This window comes from Phaeobacter inhibens DSM 16374 (assembly GCF_000473105.1).
Lineage (GTDB): Bacteria > Pseudomonadota > Alphaproteobacteria > Rhodobacterales > Rhodobacteraceae > Phaeobacter > Phaeobacter inhibens.
Map to the genome: position 1 here is coordinate 177,591 of NZ_KI421498.1, position 24,073 is coordinate 201,663.

The 24,073-nt window shown below is 60.7% G+C and carries 19 protein-coding genes and 1 riboswitch; of the genes, 15 read left to right on the plus strand and 4 right to left on the minus strand.

Annotated elements, in window-relative coordinates:
- Positions 1 to 432 precede the first annotated feature (432 nt).
- From INHI_RS0104485 to purD, 3 genes are all read right to left on the minus strand, one after another.
- Entirely contained in the window at positions 433 to 1,065 is a 633-nt protein-coding gene (locus INHI_RS0104485; protein ID WP_014875264.1) for a LuxR C-terminal-related transcriptional regulator, read from the minus strand.
- 144 nt (positions 1,066 to 1,209) lie between these two features.
- Positions 1,210 to 2,091 carry a bestrophin family protein gene (locus tag INHI_RS0104490; protein ID WP_027246871.1) on the minus strand — a complete coding sequence of 294 codons (882 nt, stop codon included), beginning with the start codon at positions 2,089 to 2,091 and terminating at the stop codon, positions 1,210 to 1,212.
- A gap of 415 nt (positions 2,092 to 2,506) precedes the next feature.
- Positions 2,507 to 3,772 carry a phosphoribosylamine--glycine ligase gene (purD, locus tag INHI_RS0104495; protein ID WP_027246872.1) on the minus strand — a complete coding sequence of 422 codons (1,266 nt, stop codon included), beginning with the start codon at positions 3,770 to 3,772 and terminating at the stop codon, positions 2,507 to 2,509.
- A 144-nt stretch (positions 3,773 to 3,916) separates the two neighbouring features.
- Between purD and xseA the strand changes: the two genes are divergently transcribed.
- On the plus strand, positions 3,917 to 5,482 hold the full coding sequence (xseA, locus tag INHI_RS0104500) for an exodeoxyribonuclease VII large subunit (RefSeq protein WP_027246873.1): 1,566 nt from the start codon (positions 3,917 to 3,919) through the stop codon (positions 5,480 to 5,482).
- 77 nt (positions 5,483 to 5,559) lie between these two features.
- Here xseA and INHI_RS0104505 read toward each other — a convergent pair whose 3' ends face one another.
- A complete protein-coding gene (locus INHI_RS0104505) occupies positions 5,560 to 5,973 on the minus strand; it encodes a hypothetical protein (protein ID WP_014880647.1) in 414 nt (137 codons plus the stop codon).
- A gap of 228 nt (positions 5,974 to 6,201) precedes the next feature.
- Here INHI_RS0104505 and INHI_RS0104510 point away from each other — a divergent pair, with 228 nt between their 5' ends.
- The 14 genes from INHI_RS0104510 to INHI_RS0104575 all read left to right on the plus strand — a co-directional run bounded on the left by INHI_RS0104510 (position 6,202) and on the right by INHI_RS0104575 (position 23,979).
- Entirely contained in the window at positions 6,202 to 6,879 is a 678-nt protein-coding gene (locus INHI_RS0104510; RefSeq protein WP_027246874.1) for a lysoplasmalogenase, read from the plus strand.
- A gap of 111 nt (positions 6,880 to 6,990) precedes the next feature.
- Positions 6,991 to 8,274, plus strand: a complete 1,284-nt coding sequence (gene ftsY, locus INHI_RS0104515; protein WP_027246875.1) for a signal recognition particle-docking protein FtsY — start codon at positions 6,991 to 6,993, stop codon at positions 8,272 to 8,274.
- A gap of 96 nt (positions 8,275 to 8,370) precedes the next feature.
- Positions 8,371 to 9,273, plus strand: a complete 903-nt coding sequence (locus INHI_RS0104520) for an EamA family transporter (protein WP_027246876.1) — start codon at positions 8,371 to 8,373, stop codon at positions 9,271 to 9,273.
- A 123-nt stretch (positions 9,274 to 9,396) separates the two neighbouring features.
- On the plus strand, positions 9,397 to 10,011 hold the full coding sequence (locus tag INHI_RS0104525; protein WP_014875256.1) for an inner membrane-spanning protein YciB: 615 nt from the start codon (positions 9,397 to 9,399) through the stop codon (positions 10,009 to 10,011).
- 162 nt (positions 10,012 to 10,173) lie between these two features.
- Positions 10,174 to 10,252: riboswitch (SAM riboswitch) on the plus strand.
- A gap of 60 nt (positions 10,253 to 10,312) precedes the next feature.
- Positions 10,313 to 11,503, plus strand: coding sequence for an O-succinylhomoserine sulfhydrylase (gene metZ, locus INHI_RS0104530; RefSeq protein WP_027246877.1), 1,191 nt, complete (start codon positions 10,313 to 10,315; stop codon positions 11,501 to 11,503).
- 209 nt (positions 11,504 to 11,712) lie between these two features.
- Positions 11,713 to 12,816, plus strand: coding sequence for a GTP cyclohydrolase FolE2 (gene folE2 / locus INHI_RS0104535; protein WP_014875254.1), 1,104 nt, complete (start codon positions 11,713 to 11,715; stop codon positions 12,814 to 12,816).
- 224 nt (positions 12,817 to 13,040) lie between these two features.
- Positions 13,041 to 13,799, plus strand: coding sequence for a hypothetical protein (locus INHI_RS0104540; protein ID WP_027246878.1), 759 nt, complete (start codon positions 13,041 to 13,043; stop codon positions 13,797 to 13,799).
- Positions 13,800 to 13,863: 64 nt separating this feature from the next.
- Positions 13,864 to 15,312: a TrkH family potassium uptake protein gene (locus INHI_RS0104545; RefSeq protein ID WP_014875252.1), complete on the plus strand. Its 1,449-nt coding sequence runs from the start codon at positions 13,864 to 13,866 to the stop codon at positions 15,310 to 15,312.
- A gap of 157 nt (positions 15,313 to 15,469) precedes the next feature.
- Positions 15,470 to 16,708: an aspartate kinase gene (locus INHI_RS0104550; protein ID WP_014875251.1), complete on the plus strand. Its 1,239-nt coding sequence runs from the start codon at positions 15,470 to 15,472 to the stop codon at positions 16,706 to 16,708.
- A gap of 45 nt (positions 16,709 to 16,753) precedes the next feature.
- On the plus strand, positions 16,754 to 18,994 hold the full coding sequence (gene ptsP, locus INHI_RS0104555; RefSeq protein ID WP_014875250.1) for a phosphoenolpyruvate--protein phosphotransferase: 2,241 nt from the start codon (positions 16,754 to 16,756) through the stop codon (positions 18,992 to 18,994).
- Positions 18,995 to 19,656: 662 nt separating this feature from the next.
- On the plus strand, positions 19,657 to 21,951 hold the full coding sequence (locus INHI_RS0104560; protein WP_027246879.1) for a bifunctional salicylyl-CoA 5-hydroxylase/oxidoreductase: 2,295 nt from the start codon (positions 19,657 to 19,659) through the stop codon (positions 21,949 to 21,951).
- Positions 21,948 to 22,721, plus strand: a complete 774-nt coding sequence (locus INHI_RS0104565) for an SDR family NAD(P)-dependent oxidoreductase (protein WP_027246880.1) — start codon at positions 21,948 to 21,950, stop codon at positions 22,719 to 22,721. The genes INHI_RS0104560 and INHI_RS0104565 overlap by 4 nt, the downstream gene beginning before the upstream one ends.
- Positions 22,721 to 23,179, plus strand: coding sequence for a MarR family winged helix-turn-helix transcriptional regulator (locus INHI_RS0104570; RefSeq protein WP_014880637.1), 459 nt, complete (start codon positions 22,721 to 22,723; stop codon positions 23,177 to 23,179). The genes INHI_RS0104565 and INHI_RS0104570 overlap by 1 nt, the downstream gene beginning before the upstream one ends.
- A complete protein-coding gene (locus tag INHI_RS0104575) occupies positions 23,176 to 23,979 on the plus strand; it encodes an enoyl-CoA hydratase family protein (protein ID WP_014875246.1) in 804 nt (267 codons plus the stop codon). The genes INHI_RS0104570 and INHI_RS0104575 overlap by 4 nt, the downstream gene beginning before the upstream one ends.
- Positions 23,980 to 24,073 lie beyond the last annotated feature (94 nt).

Genomic DNA, 24,073 nt, shown 5'->3' on the forward strand with positions numbered 1-24,073 from the left:
GACAATGGTCCGAGCATGTAGGGTCAGCTCTCAGCGAGCTTGGTCATACCTGGCTGGGCCATCAGACTTGATCACTTTGCAATGTCTCACATCGGGTTCGATCAGACTTGGCCGCCTGATACTGGGATGGACCATACCGGGCGGGAATAACCTGAAGCTGGGCCGCCTTGAGCCAGGCCATAATTGGCGCTGGACGTCTTCTGTGTCGCATGTCCCGAAATTGACAGAACACGGGCGCATGACATGCCGCATGACTGCGCCGATCAGATTGAACGGGTAGGAGATTGGGCGGACCAATGTGGACGGAAACCGGTGAAGCCCGCAGATCGACACGGACCGAGCGGTCTGCCGTGGCTCATCGGCAAATCGCTGCCGGATTTGGATTGGCTCAGGTCCGAGATTGCCGCCCAGTGCAGAGACCGCCGCGGAGGATCAAGGCTCGGCGCTGCCAACCACATGGTCCCCATCGATATCGCCAAGCGAGGAGAACAGTGCGGCAGTATTGCTGACCCCCATCTTTTTCAGCAACCGCGCCCGGTGGACCTCCACTGTGCGATAGCTCAGACCGAGGCTTCGGGCGATTTCCTTGCTGGTCTTGCCCTCGCAGAGCAGGGAGTAAACTTCCCGTTCGCGCCGGGTTAGCGGCTGATAAGGGCGTGAGCGTGATAGGTCAGCGAAGCTCCAGACCGCGCGCGCCAGCGGATCCTCAGGGGTGAAACTGTGGCCACGCACCCGCACCCAGAACAGGCTGCCATCCTTGCGCCGCATGACCCGTTCATCCCAATAGGGGGCCCCTGTGCCCAAAGTATCGTCACCGCGGCTGCGGAGGTTCAAAAACTCCTCCTCAGAGGGGTAGAGAAAGGCAAACAGCTGGTCGAGAAGTTCCGCGCGGGGATAGCCGAAGATTTCGCAAAACCGCCGGTTGCAGTCCCTGAGCACCCGGTTTTCTGTGACGACGATTCCGACCGGCAGGAAGTCATAGGCCAGCCGCATCAAATCACGATTGGCAAAGAGCTGATCAAGTGTTTCGGGGCTGGGATGGGTCTGCGGGGGCTGGGCCGTCATCTGATCCTGCTGGTGCTCCTCGGGTGGCCATAGGGGGGATCAAACCCGCTGACGTGACATGAGTTGCGGGTGGTATGGCTGTTGTCGCGGGGACCTTAGCGGAGTGATGCCATCGTGAAAACCGGCTGCAGGACGCGTCGGTGATCAGGACAGGTAGTAATCCACCGGCTGCAGTGGTGGTGGCGGCTCCTGTCCCAGTTTTGGGGCCAGTGTCCGCTCAACCGTGCGGCAGATCGCATCCAGCGGCAGGCTATTCACCGTTTCACCAAAGGGATGCGACAGCTCCTCGGTCACTTCGGCAAGACCAAAGAATACATAGGCCACAATGCCCACAAATATCGGTGTCAGCCAGCCCGCGCCGTCTATCAGCGCAAAGGGCAGCAACAGGCAGTAGAGATAGGTCGTGCGAAACACCAGCAGCGAATAGACATAGGGCAGCGGCGTGGTGGCGATGCGTTCACAGCCGGCCTGCGCCAGCGCGATGCTGGCCGTGCGTTCGGCCAGTGCCTTGCGGGCGAACCCATCGTCAGCACCAATGGCAACCGCTGCGGTGAGCGCATCCAATGCGGCGCAAGGGGCATGTGGTGATTCCGAAAAATCATCGCTTGCCCAGCGGATTGCGGGGGATGTGTCGGCTTCCTTGCGCAGATTGATGCGGTGCAGGTGCAGGAACCCAAGGGCGAGCCGCAGGATTTGCGCCCGCCTGTCAGGCTCCGCAACGAAGAGGTCGACTTCGCGGCTGAGGCTGCGCAGATCCGCTACCAGCTGGCCCCACAACCGCCGCCCTTCCCACCAGCGGTCATAGGCGGCGTTGTTGCGAAACCCCAGAAACAGCGAGAGCGCGATGCCAAAAACCGCGAAAGGCGCCGCATTTGTGTGGGGCAGCCGCATGACGTTGGCGTCGATCCACAATACCAGCGCAGACAGGGCCGAAAGCCCGAGGATCCGGGGCAGAATGCGGGGCAGGACGGAGCCGCGCACCGCAAACAGCAGCTGCATCAGTCCGGGTTTGTCACGAAGGATCATCGTCGGTGGGCTCCGAAGGAAGATGGGCGGGCGAGTACATGCTGGCGCGGGGCTGGCAGATTTCGGCGCCAATTTTTGGCGCATAAGAGGTCGGCGGCAGCTTAGACCGCAATCAGGTCGATGGCGGTGCCGAAAACGGCAGCTTACAGGCGTTCGCGGCGGTTTTCTGTCGGGTTTGCAGAGGCGAGATTAGGGGCGCGGGTGGTCTGGCCACGGCCGACGCCTTGCAGTGTAGAGCGACCGGCGTTCTCCAGAGGAACGTTATCGGCAGAGCTGCTCGGATATTCGGGCGTTCAGAGATTCAGAGATCCGGTTGGCCGCGATGCCGCCGGGCGCTTTGCGCCCGGCCATGCCCAACTGTGTCGGGCAATCTTTGATTGATCGTGAACAGGCGGGAGGGCCTGCTGTGCGGGTTCTATTTCAGCGCGCGCCAGCCGATATCGCGACGGAAGAACCCTTGCGGCCAGTCGATGCCATCGACCATCGCATAGGCACGGTCACGGGCCTCTTGCAGGGTGTCGCCCCGCGCGGTCACATTCAGCACCCGGCCACCCACCGCCTGCATCTTGCCAGCTTCGGCCTTTGTGCCTGCATGGAATACCATATTGCTGCTGTCTTCAGGTAGGGCTTCCAGGCCTTTGATTTCAGATCCCTTTTCGTAGCTGCCAGGATAGCCTTCCGCTGCCATTACCACGGTGATGGCATGGTCGTCGGCCCAGTTCACCTGTGTTTCAGCCAGACGGCCTTCAGCGGCGGCCTGCATCAGATCCAGCGCTTGCGCACCGAGGCGCATCATCAGCACCTGACATTCCGGGTCGCCAAAGCGGACGTTGTATTCCACCAGCCGGGGCTGCCCGTCCTTGATCATCAGACCGGCATAAAGCACGCCCTGATAGGGCATGCCGCGCTCGGCCATCACCCGCATGGTGGGCTTTACGATCTCTTCCATCGCTTTGGCCTCAATCTCCGCCGACAGCACCGGCGCGGGGGAATAGGCCCCCATGCCGCCGGTGTTCGGGCCGGTGTCGCCTTCGCCAACGCGCTTGTGATCCTGGGCGGAGCCGATGGCCAGCACATCTTCGCCGTCCACCAGCACAAACAGGGAGGCTTCTTCGCCCTCCATGAATTCCTCGATCACCACCTCGGCGCCGGCACCCCCAAAGGCACCGCCGAACATGTCGTCGATTGCCTCGATTGCCTCGGCTTCTGTCATGGCGATGATCACGCCCTTGCCTGCGGCCAGACCGTCAGCCTTGACCACTGTGGGCGCGCCGTGGTTGCGCACATGCGCCTTGGCCGCTTCGGCGTCGGTGAAATGGCCGTAAACTGCGGTGGGGGCTTTTGCCGCGTCGCAGATTTCCTTGGTGAAACTCTTGGAGGCTTCGAGCTTTGCCGCGGCCTCAGACGGGCCGAAAACCAGAAGCCCGGCGTCGCGCAGCCGGTCCGCAACCCCAGCGGCAAGCGGCGCCTCGGGACCAATGATCACGAAATCGATGGCGTTTTCCTCGGCGAATGCGGCCACCGCGCCCCCATTGTCGATGTCGAGGGAGGCGCAATCGGCGATCTGGGCAATGCCGGCGTTGCCCGGTGCCACGATCAGTTTGTCGCATTTGGGGTTCTGCATCACTGCCCAGGCCAAAGCATGTTCGCGCCCGCCGCTGCCGAGGATAAGGATGTTCATTGATGCATTCTCCGATCTGCCTGAGCCCTGTGACTCCCCGGTGCCAGCCGGGGCTTGCCTTGCTTGCCGCGGGTTCTATGCTGCGCGGACTTTCAAAACAAGAACTCAGTAGGTGCCTTCGCGCCGCAGGAGAGCAGCCCCGCCATGTCAGACCTGTTTGATGATCCAGCCCCATCCGACCGGCCCGGGCAGAATGCCCCCGAATTCACCGTTTCGGAGATCTCCGGCGAGGTGAAGCGTACGCTGGAGGGGACCTTCGGCCGCATTCGGGTAAAGGGCGAGGTGGGCCGGGTGTTCAAGGCGCGCTCCGGGCATCTCTATTACGATATCAAGGATGATCGTTCAGTGCTGGCCTGCACCACGTGGAAAGGGCAGATCGCGAGCCTCTCCGTGGTGCCGGAAGAGGGGCTGGAGGTGGTTGTCACCGGTCGGCTGACAGCGTTCGGCGGGCAGTCGAAGTACAACATGAACGTCGATGAGGTCGCGGTGGCCGGGCAGGGCGCGCTGATGGCGCTCCTGGAAAAGCGCAAGAAGCAGCTGGAGGCCGAGGGCCTGTTTGCGCCCGAGCGTAAGAAACCGTTGCCGTATCTGCCGGAGATCATCGGGGTGGTGACCTCGCCCTCGGGGGCCGTGATCCGCGATATCCTGCACCGGCTGCGCGACCGTTTCCCGCGCAAGGTGCTGGTCTGGCCGGTAGCGGTGCAGGGCGCCAACTGCGCGCCGGAAGTGGCCCGCGCCATCGAGGGGTTTAATCAGCTGACACCGGGGGGCGCGCTGCCACGGCCGGATCTGATCATTGTGGCCCGTGGCGGTGGCTCGATCGAGGATCTGTGGGGCTTTAACGAGGAAACCGTCGCCCGGGCTGTCGCGAACAGTCAGATTCCGCTGATCTCAGCCGTGGGGCATGAGACGGATACCACATTGATTGATTTTGTGTCCGACCGTCGCGCGCCGACCCCTACCGCTGCAGCGGAGCTGGCAGTGCCGGTGCGGCTGGAACTGCTGGGCTGGACTGAGAATCAGGGGGCGCGGCTGGTGCGCTCTGCCGGGCAAGCGGTGCAGCAGCGACGGCAGCGGCTGAACGATCTCGCGCGGGCTCTGCCAAAGCCCGATACGCTGTTGGAAACGCCACGCCAACGGTTGGACCGGGTGTCTGAACGGCTGCCCGATGCGTTGATCCGGGGGGTGGAGCGTCGCCGCCTGCGGCTGAGCGAGGCCGCTGCGGCGCTCCGGCCCAGCACGCTGCGCCAACTGGTCGGTGCCCGTCAGGACCGGCTGCGCAATCTCTCGTCGCGGCTGACGTTGCGCCCGATCCAGCAGGATCTTGCCCGTCAACATGATCGCATTGGCCAGCTGACGCAGCGGCTTGAGGCCGTGCAGACACAGCGGCTGGACCGACACCGGCAGCGGCTGGAGGCAACAGGTCGACAGCTGGAGATCCTCAGCTACAAGGCCACGCTGGAGCGCGGCTACGCGGTGGTGCGCAGCGATGACGGTGTTATCACCCGCGCAGCAGAGGCGGCTACCCAGCCACGGTTGCGGATCGAATTTGCCGATGCAGAGATTGACGTGACGCCTGCGGAGGCAGGGGGCGGAGACGGGGTGACGCCGCCCGCAAAGGCACCCGGCGCGCCCAAATCAGAAGGGTCCAAAGCAGTGAAACGCCCAAGCGGCAAGGCGCCGCCGGATGATCAGGGGTCGCTGTTCTAAACCTGTAGCGCAGCTGAGGTGACGCGGAAGCACCTACGTCGATGCGGTTGCGGGTCAGGGGTGTGCGTCGATGCCTGTCAGACGCCGATCTTGGGACCAAGGCAGAGCATGTCCTCGCCAAGGTCTTCGGCCTCATAGAGCTCGGTGGCCTCCGGGTCGCCGTCGAACTGCGCAATCAGCCCGTCCTCGCCGATTGAGAACTGCCAGCACTGCGGCGTGCCGATTTCATCGTAGACAAAGCAGATCTGATCCGCCTCGGGGTACCATTCGCCATCCTGACATTGACCATCCAGAAACGACCAGATCACCCGGCGGTTTGGCAGATAACGTTCAACCCCATAGGGCACGCCGTCGAAGCCGTAGAACAATGTACGGCCCTGGGTGTAGCGGTCGAACTGATCGGCAGTAAGCGGCGCGCCCGCCCAGACGGGGCGGCCCTCGGACATAGCGCCACAGAGCGCCGTCAATAGAATCAAGCAGGGCAGTCGCATACGGCAACTGTGCCAGAGGGCTGCGGCTCTGGCCAATGTTTCCGTGAACCATGTCCGGCGAAAGTACAGGGCCTGTTCGACGGCCGGCTTTGCGACTGGCTTGCGCGGCGTCACCTTTGACCGGTGGCGGAGAGGCAGGCAACATCAGTCAGATACCGGCCAATTTAAGGCACGGCACGCAATGCAAGCACCGGCGCAGACCGCAGCTGCAACGAAGGGGAGAGCGACATGCCAGATTTTGGAAGCAGCCCGGTCGGGGATGTGTTGATTTTGGCGGCGGCGCTCTCGGCGCTCTTGTATCTCGGCCTGACTGCGCGACCTCCCACAGCGCTGCGCAGCGTGACCAAAACGCTGGCGGTGCTTTTGCTGACCGTTGCCGCATGGCTGGGGGGAGGGCCGCTGCTGCTGACCCTGGCGCTTGGCCTCTGCGCGGTTGGTGATTTCTGCCTGTCGCGCGACGGGGAAAGCGCGTTCATGGCTGGGGTGGGCGCCTTTGCGGCTGGCCATCTCGTCTATATTTTTCTGTTCCTCGGTCAGGAGAGCAGTGATCTCGCAAGGTTGGTCCAGCTGCCGCAACTGGTTGGCGTGCTGGTGCTGGCTGTGGCCGGGCTTGCCATGGCACGGCTGCTGGCGCCGCGGGCCGGTGCATTGAAGGGGCCAGTGCTGGCCTATGTGCCGATCATTCTGGGCATGGGGCTGGCGGCGCTGACCTTGCCGCTGGGCCTTGGGCTGACGGGTCTGGCGCTGGTGCTGCCGGCGGCAGTGGCCTTCATGGCCTCTGATATTGTGCTCGCGTTTGAGACCTTTGTGTTGGGCGAAGATCACCCGGCGCGGCGGATCACGCCTTATGTGGTCTGGCCGCTTTACTGGGGGGCGCAGGCGGGGTTTCTGCTGGCGTTTCTCTAGGTCGGGACCGGATTTTCATTGGTTGAGGTGGCGAGGTGCTTTGCACTTGCCGCAAAACCGCATTAGGTGTCCGCGTAACAACTCGCACCGACCCAATATGCGGAGACCGACATGGCGTTTTTCTCAAAACTGAAGGACCGGCTGTTCAAGTCGTCGAACAAGCTTGAGGAAGGGCTGGATGCCATCGTTGAGGAGGGCGCAGAGGATGCCGCCCCACAACAGTCCGTACCGGAAAAGACGCCCGAGGTGCCGCCGTCCACACCGCCGGTCGAGGTCCCAGCTGAACAGCCTGTTGAGGCACCAAAGGCCCCACCTGTGGAGGTGCCGTCTGAAGCGCCGTCTGAGATCCCCGTAGATGCCCCTGCTGAGATCCCGGCCCAGACGCACGAACAATCGCCCCGCCCGGCGGAACCCATGACGAAACCGGCGGAGCCCGTGACGAAACCGGCGGAGCCGATGGCGAAACCATCGATCAAGCCGACGGCCGCGCCTAACCCAACTCCGGCAACGCCTGGGCTCTTGGGGCGTCTGATGGGGCGCGGCAAAGCGGATGAGCCGCGCCGGGCGCTGGATGATGACATGCTGGAGCAGCTGGAGGACCTTCTGGTCGGGGCAGATATGGGCGTTGATACCGCGCTGCGTGTCACCGCCAATATGGCTGAGGGTCGATTTGGCAAACGGCTGTCCACCCGCGAGATCAAGGAACTGCTGGCCGCAGAAGTTTCCCGGATCATGGAGCCGGTGGCCCGCCCGATGCCGATCTATGCAAAACGGCCGCAGGTGGTGCTGGTGGTGGGGGTTAACGGCTCCGGTAAGACCACCACGATCGGTAAGCTTGCCAGCCAGTTTAAGGCCGTGGGCAAGAAGGTGGTGATTGCGGCTGGCGACACCTTCCGCGCGGCAGCAGTGGAGCAGCTGCAGGTCTGGGGAGATCGCGCGGGCGTACCGGTCCTGACCGCACCGGAAGGGTCTGATCCGGCCAGCCTGGCTTTCGATGCGATGACCCGCGCGCAGGAAGAGGGCGCGGATCTGTTGATGATCGATACTGCTGGCCGCCTGCAAAACCGCGCCGACCTGATGGAAGAGCTGGCAAAAATCGTGCGGGTGATCCAGAAAAAAGACCCCAGCGCGCCACATAATACGCTTTTGGTTCTGGATGCCACCACCGGGCAAAACGCGTTGAACCAGGTCGATACCTTCCAGAAATTGGCGGATGTGTCGGGGCTGGTGATGACCAAACTGGACGGCACGGCCAAGGGGGGCGTTCTGGTGGCGCTGGCAGACCGCTTTGGCCTGCCAATCCATGCCATTGGCGTGGGTGAGCAGATCGACGATCTGGCTCCCTTCGATCCCGAAGACTTCGCCGCCGCACTAACGGGTCTGGAGAAATCCTGATCCCCAATCTGTGATGGCATCTTCTGGCTGAAAATATCCTCGGGGGTCGGGGGGGGAACCCGCCCGACCTCTCGTCATTGTACAAAGGTTGTTTGTTTGAGCGATTGGCTGATCTCGCTGGAGGGCACGGAGGCGGGGCATCATGCCGCGTTGGTGCTCGCAGTGCTTGCGGCGGTGCTGCACGCGGTGTTTGGCGCTTTGCAAAAGGGGCGATACGATCCCTGGCTGTCGCGCGGGGCAATTGATTTTTCCTACGGGATGATGGCGATGCCATTGGCGCTGTTCGTGGTGCCCTGGCCGGAACCACATATGTGGCCAATCTTTGCGGCCGTCTGGGGGATCCATATGCTCTACAAGATCCTGCAGGGGCTGGCTTACAGTAAGGGCAGCTATACTGTGGTCTATCCAGTGGTGCGCGGCACCGGGCCGCTGTTCACAGTGATTGGCGCCACGGTGCTGTTCGATGAGCGGTTTACGGCGGTACAGTGGCTGGGGGTTGCTGTCTTGCTGGCAGGTATCTTTGGTCTGGCGCTCTACAACTTCCGCAATCTGACCAGCAATCGCGAGACACTTGGCAGTGCGTTGGCACTGGCTGTGGCCACCGGTGTCTTCGTGGCGCTTTATACCACTTATGATGCCTATGGCATCCGGGCGACTGCGGATCCTTTCACCTTTCTGGCGTGGTTTTTCTTCATCGATGGGCTGGCGATGCCGCCCTATGCCTACATGCGTTGGCGCGCGATGGTGCCACGCCCTGACCCGGGCCCCTTGATGGCCAAGGGGCTGCTCGGAGGTGTGATCGCCTTCGGTTCCTTTGGGGCGGTGATGCTGGCCACGCGGCTGGACAAGGTGGGCGAAGCGGCGGTGTTGCGCGAGACATCGACCGTGTTTGCGGCCCTGATTGGCTGGCTGGTCCTGAAAGAGACGGTCGGTCCGCGCCGGATTGCGCTGATGGCTTTGATCGCGCTGGGGGCCGTGATAGTGGAGATGGGCGGCTGATCCGCTGGCCCTTCACCACCCTATGATGATCCGACAGGTTGAAGACCAGAGGCAGGCAACCCAGATTTCGCAGAACAGACCGCGACCGCTGATCACGCACGGGCGCAACAGGCAGGAGATCCCATGGCGGGCAAACCCATCAACCCAACCCTGAAACTGGCGCTGGAATACGGCCCGCTTGTTGCGTTCTTCGCAGGCTATCTGTGGTTGCGCGACGAGATGTTTGTGATTGGTGGCGAAGAGTACCGGGGGTTTATTATTGCCACCGCAGGCTTCATCCCGCTGATGATCCTCTCAAGTCTGGCGCTGTGGCGGCTCACCGGACATATCTCCAAGATGCAGGTCGGCACGCTGATTATCGTGGTGCTGTTTGGCGGGCTGTCTGTCTGGTTCAATGATGAACGGTTTTTCAAGATGAAGCCAACGATCCTCTATGTGCTGCTGGGCGGTGCCTTGGCGATCGGTCTGATGCGGGGCGAAAGCTATCTTAAGGTGGCAATGGATGAGTTGATGCCGCTGCAGGATGCCGGCTGGATGATCCTGACCCGGCGGCTGTGTTATTTCTTCTTTGCCCTGGCGGTGACCAATGAGCTGGTCTGGCGCAGCCTGAGCGAGGAAACCTGGGTCTATTTTAAGACGTTTGGCCTGTCGTTGGCGATGTTTGCCTTCTTTATGACCCAGGCGCGGGTGTTTCAGGCCTATGCGCTGCCGGATGCAGAGGTCGATGAGGCCGAGTGAGCGGGGCGTGCTGGTTTTCTAAGGACCACTGGGATGTCGGATGTCGCAGGCTTCTCGTCGTCTTTGAATTTAGGTCACGCGGGTGTGATGTAACACCGGGAACTGAAGGGCGCGCAGCGCCGCTGCAGACTTGACCAAACGGCGGTTTCGGCTTATCCGGAGCTTACATATCGTGGCGATTTGTTACCGGATTGCGGGCCACGTAAAACAATCCCGCTAAAGAGGTCAGGATGTGAAGGACCCCCTTTCGCTTGGCCGAACGGGGGTTTTTTAATGCGCAATACGCGCAAGGAGACATGAGATGAGCGAGACCTGGAACAAGCGCACCAAACTGGTCCATAGCGGCACCCGGCGCAGCCAGTACAATGAGGTCAGCGAAGCGATCTACCTGACCCAGGGTTTTGTCTATGACACTGCCGAACAGGCCGAGGCGCGGTTTATCGAGACCGGCCCGGATGAATTCATCTATGCCCGCTACGGTAACCCCACGGTGGCCATGTTCGAGGAACGTATCGCCGCGCTGGAAGGGGCCGAGGACGCCTTTGCCACCGCATCGGGCATGGCGGCGGTCAATGGCGCGCTCACTTCGATGTTGAAGGCTGGCGACCATGTCGTGTCAGCCAAGGCGCTGTTTGGCTCCTGTCTTTATATCCTGGAAAATATCCTGACCCGCTATGGGGTTGAGGTGACTTTTGTTGATGGCACCGATCTTGACGCTTGGCGGGCGGCGCTGCGGCCGGATACCAAGGCGGTGTTTTTCGAATCCATGTCCAATCCGACGCTGGAAGTGATCGATATTGCGGCGGTTACCGAACTGGCCCATGCGGTCGGCGCCACTGTGGTGGTGGATAACGTGTTCTCGACCCCGGTGTTTTCAAACGCCATCGAACAGGGCGCGGATGTGGTGATTTACTCCGCCACCAAGCATATCGACGGGCAGGGCCGGGTCTTGGGGGGGGTCATTCTGGGCACGCGCGATTTTATCCGCGGCACCGTTGAGCCCTATATGAAACACACCGGCGGAAGCCTCAGCCCGTTCAATGCCTGGACGTTGCTGAAAGGGCTGGAGACGATTTCCCTGCGGGTGAATGCCCAGGCGGAGACCGCGCTGGAACTGGCACAGGCGCTGAGTGGTCATCCTGCCCTCAGTCGACTGATGTATCCTGGCCTGGAAGATCACGCCCAGCACGCGCTGGTCCAGCGACAACTGGGGGGCAAAGGCGGGACTGTGCTGTCTCTGGATCTGAAGGGCGGCAAGGATGCAGCCTTTCGGTTCCTGAACGCGCTGACCATCCCGGTGATTTCCAACAATCTGGGGGATGCGAAATCTATCGCCACCCACCCGGCCACCACCACCCATCAGCGATTGTCTGAGGAGTTGAAGTCCGAACTGGGTATCACCCCGGGGCTGGTGCGGTTTTCCGTCGGGCTGGAGGATGCAGGTGATCTGATTGCGGATCTGACGCAGGCGCTTGCGGTGGCCGAGGGCTGAATGCAGCGCTATCAGGACACGGTTGGGGCAGGGGGCATAGTGGGCTGCCTGCCTCGATCAGGAAGCGATCCTGAGTGATCTTGGGTCAATCGCCGGAAATACGCAAAACACGACGCTTTTGAATGATCTGTTTTGCGATCTGCAGCGTAACAGACTAAAACCAATCCTGCTGCCTGATGAACGGGCAGCGTCAGCGGAGGTCTCTGTTCATGAACTCTCACTCGCGTAATCTGACCAAGGCGCCTGATCGAGCAGATGCAGAGGATGCGCTCGACCTGTTGCGCAAATGGGCCAGCACGGCAACCGAGACCGAAATTGCCCAGTTGAACCCGGCGGTTGCAAGGCTTTTGCCGAACTCACCTGTTGGCAATTACCCCGATCTGTCGCGCCATTACCCTGAGGAGTTTGAGGCTGACAGCAGCTATCGTGCGACCCTGCCGGACCTGCAGAACGGCCCCTCCAGCCTGATCCGCGGGGCACATGAGCAGATCCAGCACGTCGGAATTTCCAACTTTCGTCTGCCGATTCGCTTTCATACCCGCGACAATGGCGATCTGACGCTGGAAACCAGCGTCACCGGCACCGTCAGTCTGGACGCCGACAAGAAGGGCATCAATATGTCCCGGATCATGCGGTCGTTCTACAAACATGCCGAGCGCACCTTCAGCTTTGAGGTGATGGAAGCGGCGCTGGACGATTATCTGACCGATCTGGAGAGCCTGGATGCGCGACTTCAGATGCGGTTTTCCTTTCCGGTGAAGATCGAAAGCCTGCGGTCGGGTCTGTCGGGCTATCAGTACTATGATATCGCACTGGAAATCGTCGATCACGATGGCGAGCGGACGAAGATTATTCACCTCGACTATGTCTATTCCTCGACCTGCCCCTGTTCACTTGAGTTGAGCGAACATGCGCGCAGCGCGCGGGGACAGCTGGCGACACCGCATTCGCAGCGCTCTGTTGCGCGGATATCGCTGGTGCAGGAACCGGGGGCTCCGGTTCTGTGGTTTGAAGATGTGATTGATCACTGCCGCCGCGCGGTGCCGACTGAAACGCAGGTGATGGTGAAACGTGAGGATGAACAGGCCTTTGCCGAGTTGAATGCGGCCAATCCGATCTTTGTGGAAGATGCCGCACGGCTGTTTTGCGAGGCGCTGCAATCGGACCCGCGGATTGGCGACTTCCGCGTGGTGGCCAGCCACCAGGAGAGCCTGCACAGCCACGACGCCATCAGCGTTCTGACACAAGGGCCGACATTTGCCGCGCGTAGCATCGACCCGAAGATGTTTGCGACCCTCATTCATCAGGGCTGAGGCTGCCCGAGGCGGCACATCCGCGCCGGGCTTACCCTCTCAACTGCAACCGCCTGCCCATCCGGGCGGCGGTTTCTTGCGGTTTTCAACGGTCATTTGCGTTGCGGCATTTTTTTGCTGCGTTGCGGCGATAATCGGCTAAACTTGCAACCTGAAGGGGTGCACGCTTTGCGGCTCCCATCGTCAGGAGGCCGCAAAAGCTGCCCGCCAAACAGGAGATGTTGATGATCCCTCTACTCGACTTCACAGACCTTCCCCGAACCCCTGCTGCGCTGGCTGGCACGATTGTCGGAAACCAGTTGCGGTTCTGGCGTGGCGCCATGACCCTGATGGGGGCGATGCCTGCAGCGCAGATGGCCCTGGCCCGCGAGGCGATGGCTGCGACCTCCAGTGCCACTGGCGTCAAGACAGCGTTGACGCCATCGGCCAGCAATAGGGTCGCAACGCCCGCGCCGGTGAAAGCAACGTCACCCGCCCGCCGCAAGGCCACCCGCAAACCGGCCCGTCCGGCGCAATCCGCAGCGATCAAAACGATCAAAAAATCTGCCCCGGCCCCGGTCACGACCACAGAGGCGGCGGCCCCAAAGGACACCAAGGCAGCAGAAACGCCTACCCGGGCCACCGCTGGCCAGAGTGGGTTTTCCAGCCAAAGAGCCACCAGCGGCGGCAGCGCTGTAAAGCCGACCGCATCGACACCCCCTGCTGCGAACACAGCCAGCCGCAAAACACCCCGTGCGCCGTCGAAACCGGCGCAGATGCCGGCCCCGCTTAAGTCATCCGCAGCCAAACCTGAGGCAAAGCCCGCTGCGTCCGATAGCCGACAGGTAGGTGTCAAACAGGCCGGAACCACCAGCGCGCAGGCCTTGATCGCGGGTCAGGCCGCAGGGGTGGCCCCAGGACAACAGGATACTGGCAAACAGGTCGCCGCCAAGCCTGCCGCTGCGAAGGCCAAATCTGCGCCAAAGGCACGGACAAAACAATAGCGTCAGCGCGCCGGACGCGCGCATTCTCTTGACACTCTGCGCGAGGGAGGCCAACGCTGCGCCCATGTTGGATCTGCGTCCGGTTGGATATGTCATTGGCCTGTTGGTGGCCATTCTTGGGGCGACCATGGTGTTTCCTCTGGCCGTCGATCTGTACGACGGACAGGGGGAGTGGCCGGTTTTTCTCGAAAGCGCGGTGATCACCATCCTTGGGGGCGGGCTGATTGCGCTGTCCTGTGCCAATGGGGTGCGTGAGGGGCTGACCATCCAGCAGACCTTTCTGCTGACCACACTGGTCTGGGTGGCGCTGCCGCTGTTTGGAGCCATCCCACTGATGCTGGGCGCCACCGAGCTGCGGTTTGTTGACGCGTTTTTCGAGGCGATGTCGGGACTCACAACCACCGGCTCCACAGTGATTTCCGGTCTGGACGATCTGCCGCGCGGATTGCTGCTGTGGCGCGGCATTCTGCAATGGTTGGGCGGCATCGGAATTATTGTGGTCGCGATGGTATTCCTGCCCGAGCTACGGGTCGGCGGCATGCAGATCTTTCGCTCCGAAGCCTTTGACACCATGGGGAAAATCTTGCCCCGCGCTCAGGCAATCGCGAAGCAGATTTCACTGATCTATGTGGGGCTGACCGTCGCCTGCATGGTGGTCTATATGCTGTTGGGGATGGAGCCGTTCGACGCGCTGGTCCATGCGCTGACCACCTGTTCGACCGGCGGTTTTTCAAATTATGATGCGTCTTTTGGCACCTTCACCGGCGCACCCGAATATGCGGCATCAGTGTTCATGATCCTCGCGGCGCTGCCGTTCGTGCGCTACGTCCAGATGATCAACGGCCATTCCAAACCGCTGTTTCGTGACAGCCAGATCCAGGCGTTTCTGGCGACAATTGCCCTGTTGGTCGTGGTGACGGCCTGTGTGCTGGTCTACGTCTTTCCGCATCATCCGGAACAGGCCGTACGCGAAGCGCTGTTTAATATCACCTCGATCATTTCCGGCACCGGCTACGCCAGTGTCGACTATATGCAATGGGGCAGTTTTCTGGTCATGCTGTTCTTCTTCATCGGGCTGATCGGGGGCTGTGCTGGCTCCACCGCCTGTTCGGTAAAGATCTTCCGCTATCAGTTGCTGTTTGCGTCGATCCGGGTGCAGATCCAGCGGATCCATTCGCCGCATGGGGTGTTCGTGCCGCGCTATCAGGGGCGGGCGGTGGATACCGAGGTGCTGAGCTCGGTGATCTCCTTCTTTATGTTCTTTGTTGTCACGCTGGGGATTGTGGCCTGGGCGCTGGCGCTGACGGGGTTGGATTTCGTGACTGCGGTGTCTGGTGCTGCAACGGCTGTGGCCAATATCGGCCCCGGTCTCGGCGATCGGATTGGGCCTGCTGGCAATTTCGCGACGCTGAACGACGGGGCCAAGTGGATTCTGAGTGCGGCGATGCTGATCGGACGGCTGGAATTGATGGCCGTCTATGCCATTCTGACCATCCGGTTCTGGCGCAATTAGGCAGATCGACCGCAATGGGAGGCTCCGGCGCATCAATATTGCGTGTTGCCCCTGCGTTTCTATGTGTATCGCTACAATCCGTAGGCTTGCCCTCTTGGGGCCGCTCGCATAAGAGGCGGGGAGTTGAAACCCGCAAGCGCACGGAGAGTTTTGCCCAATGCCCGTTCTTGTGATGAAATTCGGCGGTACATCTGTCGCCAATCTGGACCGCATCCGCCGCGCCGCCAAACGCGTTGGTGTCGAAGTGGCCAAGGGTTACGACGTGATTGTGATCGTCTCTGCGATGTCGGGCAAGACCAATGAACTGGTCGGCTGGGTCAATGAGACCTCGCCGCTGTTTGATGCGCGCGAATATGATGCCGTTGTGTCCTCTGGCGAGAATGTGACCGCCGGGCTGATGGCGCTGACCCTGCAGGAAATGGATGTCCCGGCGCGCAGCTGGCAGGGCTGGCAGGTGCCGCTGAAGACCACCAGCGCCCATAGCCAAGCGCGGATTGAGGAAATCCCGCCGGAAAACATCAACGCCAAGTTCGGCGAAGGTATGCGTGTGGCCGTTGTTGCGGGTTTTCAGGGCATCAGTCCCGAAGGCCGCATCACCACGCTGGGCCGGGGGGGATCGGACACCACCGCCGTTGCTTTTGCTGCGGCGTTTGAGGCCGAGCGTTGCGATATCTACACCGATGTGGACGGGGTCTATACCACCGACCCGCGGATTTGCGACAAGGCGCGCAAGCTGGATAAAATCGCCTTTGAGGAAATGCTGGAGCTGGCGTCGCTGGGCGCCAAGGTTTTGCAGACCCGCTCGGTTGAGCTGGCGATGCGTTACAAGGTGAAACTGCGCGTGCTGTCCAGTTTCGAGGAACAATCGGACGAGGCCGGAACCCTGGTCTGCGACGAGGAGGAAATCATGGAATCCAATGTTGTGGCCGGTGTGGCCTATTCCCGTGACGAAGCCAAGCTGACCGTCCAATCGGTTGCCGACCGTCCCGGTATTGCGGCCCATATCTTCACCGCGCTGAGCGAAGCGGGCGTGAATGTGGATATGATCGTGCAGGATATCTCTGACGAGGGCCGCACCGATATGACCTTCTCCTGCCCGACCGATCAGGTTGCGCGCGCAGAACAGGCGCTGCAGGCGGTGAAGGAGAAGGGCGAGCTGAACTACGCAGAGCTACTGGCTGACCGCGACGTCGCCAAGGTTTCTGTGGTCGGGATCGGCATGCGTTCGCAATCTGGGGTTGCGGCGAAGATGTTCAAGGTGCTGTCGGATGAGGGCATCAATATCAAGGTGATCACCACCTCCGAAATCAAGATTTCGGTGCTGATAGACCGGAAATACATGGAACTTGCGGTGCAAGCACTGCATGATGCGTTTGAATTGGACAAGGCGGCCTGATCTGGACCTGGCCGCCTGACACCGAAACCTGTGTGAACGGCCCCCATGGTAAAGACGACCGAATCCGAAAGTCGCAACTTATTGATGCGCTTGCGCGAGGCGATGGCCGGTGATGATGCCGGTCAGGCCCGTCTGGACAAGATCACGCAGCTGATCGCCGACAGTATGCAGAGTGAGGTGTGCTCGGTCTATCTGTTCCGCGATGATGAGACGCTTGAACTCTGCGCGACGCAGGGGCTGAACGTCGAATCCGTGCACCAGACGCGCATGCGTATCGGTGAGGGGCTGGTGGGCCGTGTGGCGCGCTATGGCAAGGTGATCAATACGCCGGACGCGCCCAACGCCAAGGGCTTTCGCTATATGCCGGAAACCGGGGAGGAACGCTTTTCCTCCTTCCTTGGTGTGCCGATCCAGCGCCTTGGCGAAATGCTGGGCGTCCTGGTGGTGCAGTCCAAAGAGGGGCGTGAATTTTCCTCTGATGCGGTCTACGCGCTGGAGGTGGTGGCCATGGTCATCGCCGAGATGACCGAGCTTGGCGCCTTTGTTGGCGAAGGCGCGGCCTTGTCACCGCTGCACCAACAGCCCGTCTTGTTGCGCGGGACCATTGCGCAGGAAGGGGCCGTGGAGGGCCATGTCTGGCTGCACGAGCCGCGCGTTGTTGTAACCAACCCGATTGCCGATGACCCCCACCGCGAGCTGGAGCGCCTGCATGAGGCGGTTGAAGAGCTGCGGGTGGGTGTCGACAAGATGCTGGAGGTCACCCAGACCGGCGACAAAGAACAGTTGCAGGTGCTGGAAGCCTACCGGATGTTTGCCAATTCCAAGGGCTGGATGCGCCGGATGGAAGAGGATATCGGTCGCGGGCTTAGCGCCGAAGCGGCTGTTGAAAAAGAACAATCGCAGGCCCGTGCCCGCATGGGGCAGGTGCAGGATGCCTATCTGCGCGAGCGCCTCAGCGATCTGGATGATCTGTCGAACCGCTTGTTGCGTATCCTGACCGGGCAGGGCAGCGAGACAGGCGCCGAATTGCCTGAGGACCCAGTTCTGATTGCGCGAAATATCGGTCCGGGAGAGCTGCTGGAGTATGGCCGCAATCTGCGTGGCATCGTGCTGGAAGAGGGTTCCGTCGGATCACATGCTGCAATCATTGCCCGCGCGCTGGCCATTCCGCTGGTGGTCCATACCAAACGCATTACGACAGAGGCGCTGAACGGCGACCACATCATGGTCGATGGCGAGCAAGGCGTAGTGCATCTGCGGCCGGATGATACCGTTGTCAGCGCCTTTCGGGACAAAATCGCCATGCAGGCCAAAGCGCAGGAGCGTTATGCCTCGATCCGGGACAAACAGGCGCTGACCCGGGATGGCCGCCGCGTGCATCTGCTGATGAATGCCGGGTTGATGGCGGATTTGCCTTCGCTGGAGAATTCCGGTGCCGAAGGTGTTGGTCTGTTCCGCACCGAACTGCAGTTTCTGGTGCGCAATCAGATGCCCAAACGCTCGGAATTGGTGGCGCTTTACCAGCGGGTGCTGGACGCGGCCGGGGGCAAGCGGGTGGTGTTTCGCACGCTGGACATCGGGTCGGACAAGGTGCTGCCCTATATGAAGCCCACGGATGAACCCAACCCGGCGCTTGGCTGGCGGGCGATCCGGGTCGGTCTGGACAAGCCTGGTGTGATGCGGATGCAGTTGCAGGCGCTGATCCGGGCCGCGAATGGGCGTCCCCTGACGGTGATGTTCCCGTTTGTGGCTCAGTTCGAAGAGTTCCGAGATGCCAAGGCAGAGGTCGAAAAGACGCTGGAGCGGGAGCGCCGTCTCGGCCATGCTCTGCCCGAAAAGCTGGAAGTCGGGGCGATGCTGGAGACACCTTCTCTCGCCTTTGCGCCGCAGAAATTCTTTGACGAGGTCGAATTCCTGTCGATTGGTGGCAATGATCTCAAGCAGTTCTTTTTTGCCGCTGACCGCGAGAATGAGCGGGTGCGCAAACGCTATGACACGTTGAATGTCAGCTATCTGAGCTTCATTGCGCAGATCGTTGAACGCTGTGAGAAATCCGGCACGCCGCTCAGTTTCTGTGGCGAAGATGCTGGCCGCCCGATTGAGGCTGTCTGCCTTGCGGCGATGGGGTTGCGGGTGCTGTCGATGCGCCCTGCCTCAGTTGGTCCGGTGAAATCGCTGCTGATGCGTGTGGATCTGAATGACATCCGCAAAATCATCACCGATGCCCGGCACAGAGGGGAGCAGACGGTGCGTCCGGCGGTCATGCAGTATCTGCGAGAGCTCTGAAGACGCCCCAATATAACTAGGCCAGAGTCCTAAGACCGCGCGGCATTTTCCGCGCGGTTTATTCTGGCTGCGACTGCAGCTTATGGGTGTCATAGGGGAGGCGCCTGTTGATGAATTGCTGGAATTTTCCCGTCTGTCGATTGATGGATATCGATTTTTCATCCGAAAATATTCAATGAGAATTTTCGAAATCCCAAATGTTGTTGCAGAATGTTGATAATACTTCAGATGTCGCAGGGTTTGAGACTAAGTCGCGTATCGGTTGAGAGTTCCTGAATTACCCCCTGACTTATCCACAGGGGTATCAGTGTGTCTAAGATGTACGTATCTTATTGAAATTAATCATTTAAATATCGTTCTGTTTGCGTTGAAGTGGGGTTGAATTACGAAGTTCTCAACATCAACTGTGGCGCCTAGGTAGCTGAAATATTGAGAGAAATCTCGGTCACATTTTGCAGGTTTCGTGCCCCCACAGGAAGAGATCCCGTGAAAACCGGGGAGGCCTGCCGCAATCTGAAGTCTTTCAGGGTTGGGTGAATATTCCCTTAACAGGCCAAACCTGCTGTGGAGGTAAAAGCTTCAAGTATAAAAGTTTAAGCTTGAAGTTTATTGTGATCCGCTTATCCTGTTTGCAGCTTAGACAGCAATAGGGGAATGGCATCATGAAAATCGCCTGTTTGGGAGGCGGCCCAGCCGGCCTATATTTTGCAATCTCGACCAAGCTGCGCCAGCCCGACGCTGAGATCACGGTTTTTGAGCGTAACAAACCGGATGACACGTTCGGTTGGGGGGTTGTGCTGTCTGATGATGCGCTTGAGAACCTGACAACAAACGACCCTGTCAGCGCCGGTCAGATCCGCGATAAATTTGCCTATTGGGATGATATTGCCGTGGTGCATGGCGGTGTGCGGACGGTCTCAGGCGGGCATGGTTTTGCCGGGATTGGTCGTAAGGCGATGCTGGTGATCCTGCAGGAACGGGCGCGTGAACTGGGCGTTGATCTGCAGTTCGAGACGGAGGTCGGGCCCGCGGCCTCCTATCAGGCGGAATATGATCTTGTGGTTGCCTGTGATGGGTTGAATTCGCGCGTCCGCAGCGAATTTGCGGAACACTTCAAACCCAACGTCGATGTGCGCCCCTGTAAATTCATATGGCTGGGCACGAAGCAGAAGTTTGATGATGCCTTCACCTTTATCTTTGAAAAGACACAGCACGGCTGGTTGTGGATCCATGCCTATCAATTTGATGCCGACACGGCGACTGTGATTGTCGAATGCTCTGCTCAGACCTGGGAAAACTGGGGGTTTGAAGCGATGAGCAAGGACGAGATCCTGCGGACCTGCGAGGAGATCTTTGCCAATCATCTCGGTGGGCATGCCCTGATCTCAAATGCGGATCATCTGCGCGGCTCCGCGGTCTGGATCAACTTCCCGCGGGTTCTGTGTGAGACCTGGCACCACGAAAACGTTGTACTGCTGGGCGATGCCTCGGCCACGGCGCATTTCTCGATCGGATCGGGAACCCGGCTTGCCTTTGACAGCGCGATCGCATTGGCAGAATTCATCACAACCGAACCGACGCTGGAGCAGGCTTTTGTGCGCTATCAGGAAGAACGGCGCCTGGACGTGCTGCGGCTACAATCGGCGGCGCGCAATTCACTGGAGTGGTTTGAAGAGGTCGAGCGATATCTGGATATGGATCCAGTGCAATTCAACTACTCGCTACTGACCCGGTCGCAGCGGATCTCCCATGAAAACCTGCGCCTGCGGGATGCTGACTGGCTCGCCTCGGCGGAGAAATGGTTTCAGGAGACCGCAGGTGCGCCTGCGGATGCAGCGACCCGTGCGCCAATGTTTGCGCCTTATAAATTGCGGGAGATGCGGGTCAAGAACCGCATCGTGGTGTCGCCGATGGCGCAGTACAAGGCCAAGGATGGCTGCCCGACCGACTGGCATCTGATCCACTACGGAGAACGCGCTAAGGGGGGCGCCGGGCTGGTCTATACGGAAATGACCTGTGTCTCGGCCGAGGGACGGATTACACCCGGCTGTCCCGGCCTATACGCGCCAGAGCACGAGGCCGCGTGGGCGCGGCTGACGGGTTTTGTCCACGCTGAGACCGACGCGAAGATCTGCTGTCAGATTGGCCATTCGGGTCGCAAGGGATCCACCCAATTGGGCTGGGAGACCATGGATGCACCGCTGCGGGAAGGGAACTGGGAGACGGTCTCCGCCTCGGCCATCGCGTGGTCCGATGGTAACGCACCTCCCCGGGAGATCACGCGGGCGGAAATGGACGCGATCAAGGGTGAATTCGTTGCCGCAGCACAGATGGCTGAGCGGGCAGGGTTTGATATGATCGAACTCCATGCGGCCCATGGCTATCTGATTTCTTCGTTTATTTCGCCAAAATCCAACATTCGGACGGATGCCTATGGTGGGGCATTGGCAAACCGCCTTCGTTACCCGCTGGAGGTGTTTGAGGCCATGCGTGCGGTCTGGCCTGCGGACAAACCGATGTCCGTTCGCATCTCTGCCAACGATTGGGTCGGCGACGAAGGCGTGACGCCGGAGGAGGCGGTCGAGATTGCGCGGGCCTTCACCGCGGCGGGTGCGGATATCATTGACGTGTCTGCGGGGCAGACCTCAACGGAGGCGCAGCCGGTCTATGGCCGTATGTTCCAGACGCCATTTTCGGACCGGATCCGCAATGATGCCGGGATCGCGACCATGGCGGTGGGCAATATCTACGAAGCGGATCACGCCAACTCCATCCTGATGGCAGGGCGGGCTGATCTGGTCTGCGTTGGGCGCCCACATCTGGCGGATCCCTATTGGACCCTGCATGAGGCAAGCCGGATTGGCGATCGTCATGCGGACTGGCCGCTGCCCTATCTGGCGGGACGGGATCAGGCCTGGCGTCTGGCAGACCGCGATGCAGAGGTGATCCGGGCATGAGCAATCTGGCGGGTAAAGATCTAGCTGGCAGACATGTGGTGGTTACCGGTGGTGGATCCGGCGTGGGCGCTGCACTGGCGCGCAGCTTTGCAGGGCAGGGCGCGCGGCTCACACTGCTTGGTCGGCGGATTGAAACGCTGGAGGAGGTGGCCGCTGAAACAGGTGCCCTGCCGCTTGCCTGTGATGTTACCGAGGCAGAGGCGGTGCATGCGGTACTCGCTACGGCGCGACAGCAATATGGACCGGTGGCCGTCGCTATTGCGAATGCAGGTGCTGCGCCGTCGAAACCCTTTGCCAAGATGGATCTGGCGGATTTCGAGGCAGCCCTAGCTGTCAACCTGTCGGGGGTGTTCAACCTGTGGCAGGCCGCCCTGTCTGATATGAAGTCGGCAGGCTGGGGGCGGATGATTGCCGTTGCCTCAACTGCCGGGCTCAAAGGCTATCCTTATGTTTCGGGGTATTGCGCGGCAAAACATGGGGTTGTCGGCCTCACGCGGTCGCTTGCGCAGGAACTGGCACGCAGCGGCATCACCGTGAATGCGATTTGTCCGGGCTTCATTGAGACGCCGCTGCTTGAGCGTTCGATTGCGACCATTGTGTCCACCACCGGGATGAGCGAGGAAGCGGCGGCAAAATCGCTGCGCGCAGGCAACCCGCAAGGCCGCTTTATCCAGCCGGAAGAGGTGGCGGATGCGGCGCTTTTCCTTGCCTCCTCTTCGGCAGCATCCATCAACGGCAGCGCGCTGCCCATCACCGGAGGTGAGATCTGATGCAAACCGACCGTTCCAAGGATCGGCTGCGACTGTGGCTGAAAGTACTTAAGGCAACCCGCGCCGTGGAAAGCGAAATTCGCGAGAACCTGCGACAGGAGTTCACCACCACGCTGCCCCGGTTTGACGTAATGGCAGCTCTCAGCCAGCATCTCGACGGGCTGAAGATGAGCGAGCTCTCCGGCGTGCTGAAAGTGTCCAATGGCAATGTCACCGGGATTGTTGAACGGCTGGTGGATGACGGCCATGTGCAGCGCGAGAAGGTCCCCGGAGACCGACGTGCCAGCCGGGTACGGCTGACGGAGGCGGGGATCGCGGAATTCGCCCGTCAGGCTGCCGCCCATGAGGCCTGGATTGACAAGATGTTTGACAGCGTGCCCGAAGCCGAGGTTCAGACGCTCTCTGATGCGCTGGATCAGGTGGCCAGACGGCTTGAAAATGAAGGACGCGACGGATGATTTCGACGGACACCAAGTATTTTCTGTGCAGTATTGAGGACGGCATCGCCACCGTGGCACTGGACCGCCCCGAGCGAAAGAACCCTCTGAGCTTTGACAGCTACGCGGAGCTGCGGGACTGGTTTCGTGACCTGCATTATGATGACGACGTGAAGGCTGTGGTGTTCGCTCCCAATGGCGGCAACTTCAGCTCAGGTGGCGATGTCCATGATATCATTGGACCGTTGACAAGAATGTCGATGAAAGACCTGCTCGCCTTTACCCGGATGACCGGCGATCTGGTCAAGGCGATGGTGAATTGCGGCAAGCCGATCATCGCAGCGCTGGACGGTGTCTGCGTGGGGGCGGGTGCGATTATTGCCATGGCGTCGGACATCCGGATCGCCACGCCAGAAACCAAGACGGCGTTTCTGTTCACCCGCGTTGGACTGGCAGGCTGCGATATGGGGGCCTGTGCGATCCTGCCGCGCATCATTGGCCAGGGGCGTGCCGCAGAGCTGCTCTATACCGGGCGATCAATGAGCGCGGATGAAGGGGCGGCCTGGGGGTTTCATAACAAAGTGGTGCCCGCAGATTCACTGCTGGGCGAGGCACGCAGCTGGGCAGAGCGGATCGCGGCGGGGCCGAATTTTGGTCACATGATGACCAAGACAATGCTGGTGCAGGAATGGTCGATGTCGATTGAGCAAGCCATCGAGGCGGAGGCACAAGCACAGGCGATTTGCATGCAGACAGCCGATTTCGAGCGCGCCTACCAGGCCTTCGTGAAAAAGGAAAAACCCCTGTTCGAAGGGGATTGATACGGCCCTTGCGGGGCGCTGCGCCGGAGGAGGGTGCGGGGCCTCCGGCGGGAGTATTTAGAGAAAGATGACAGGCGGCGTGTGCCGCTGCCGG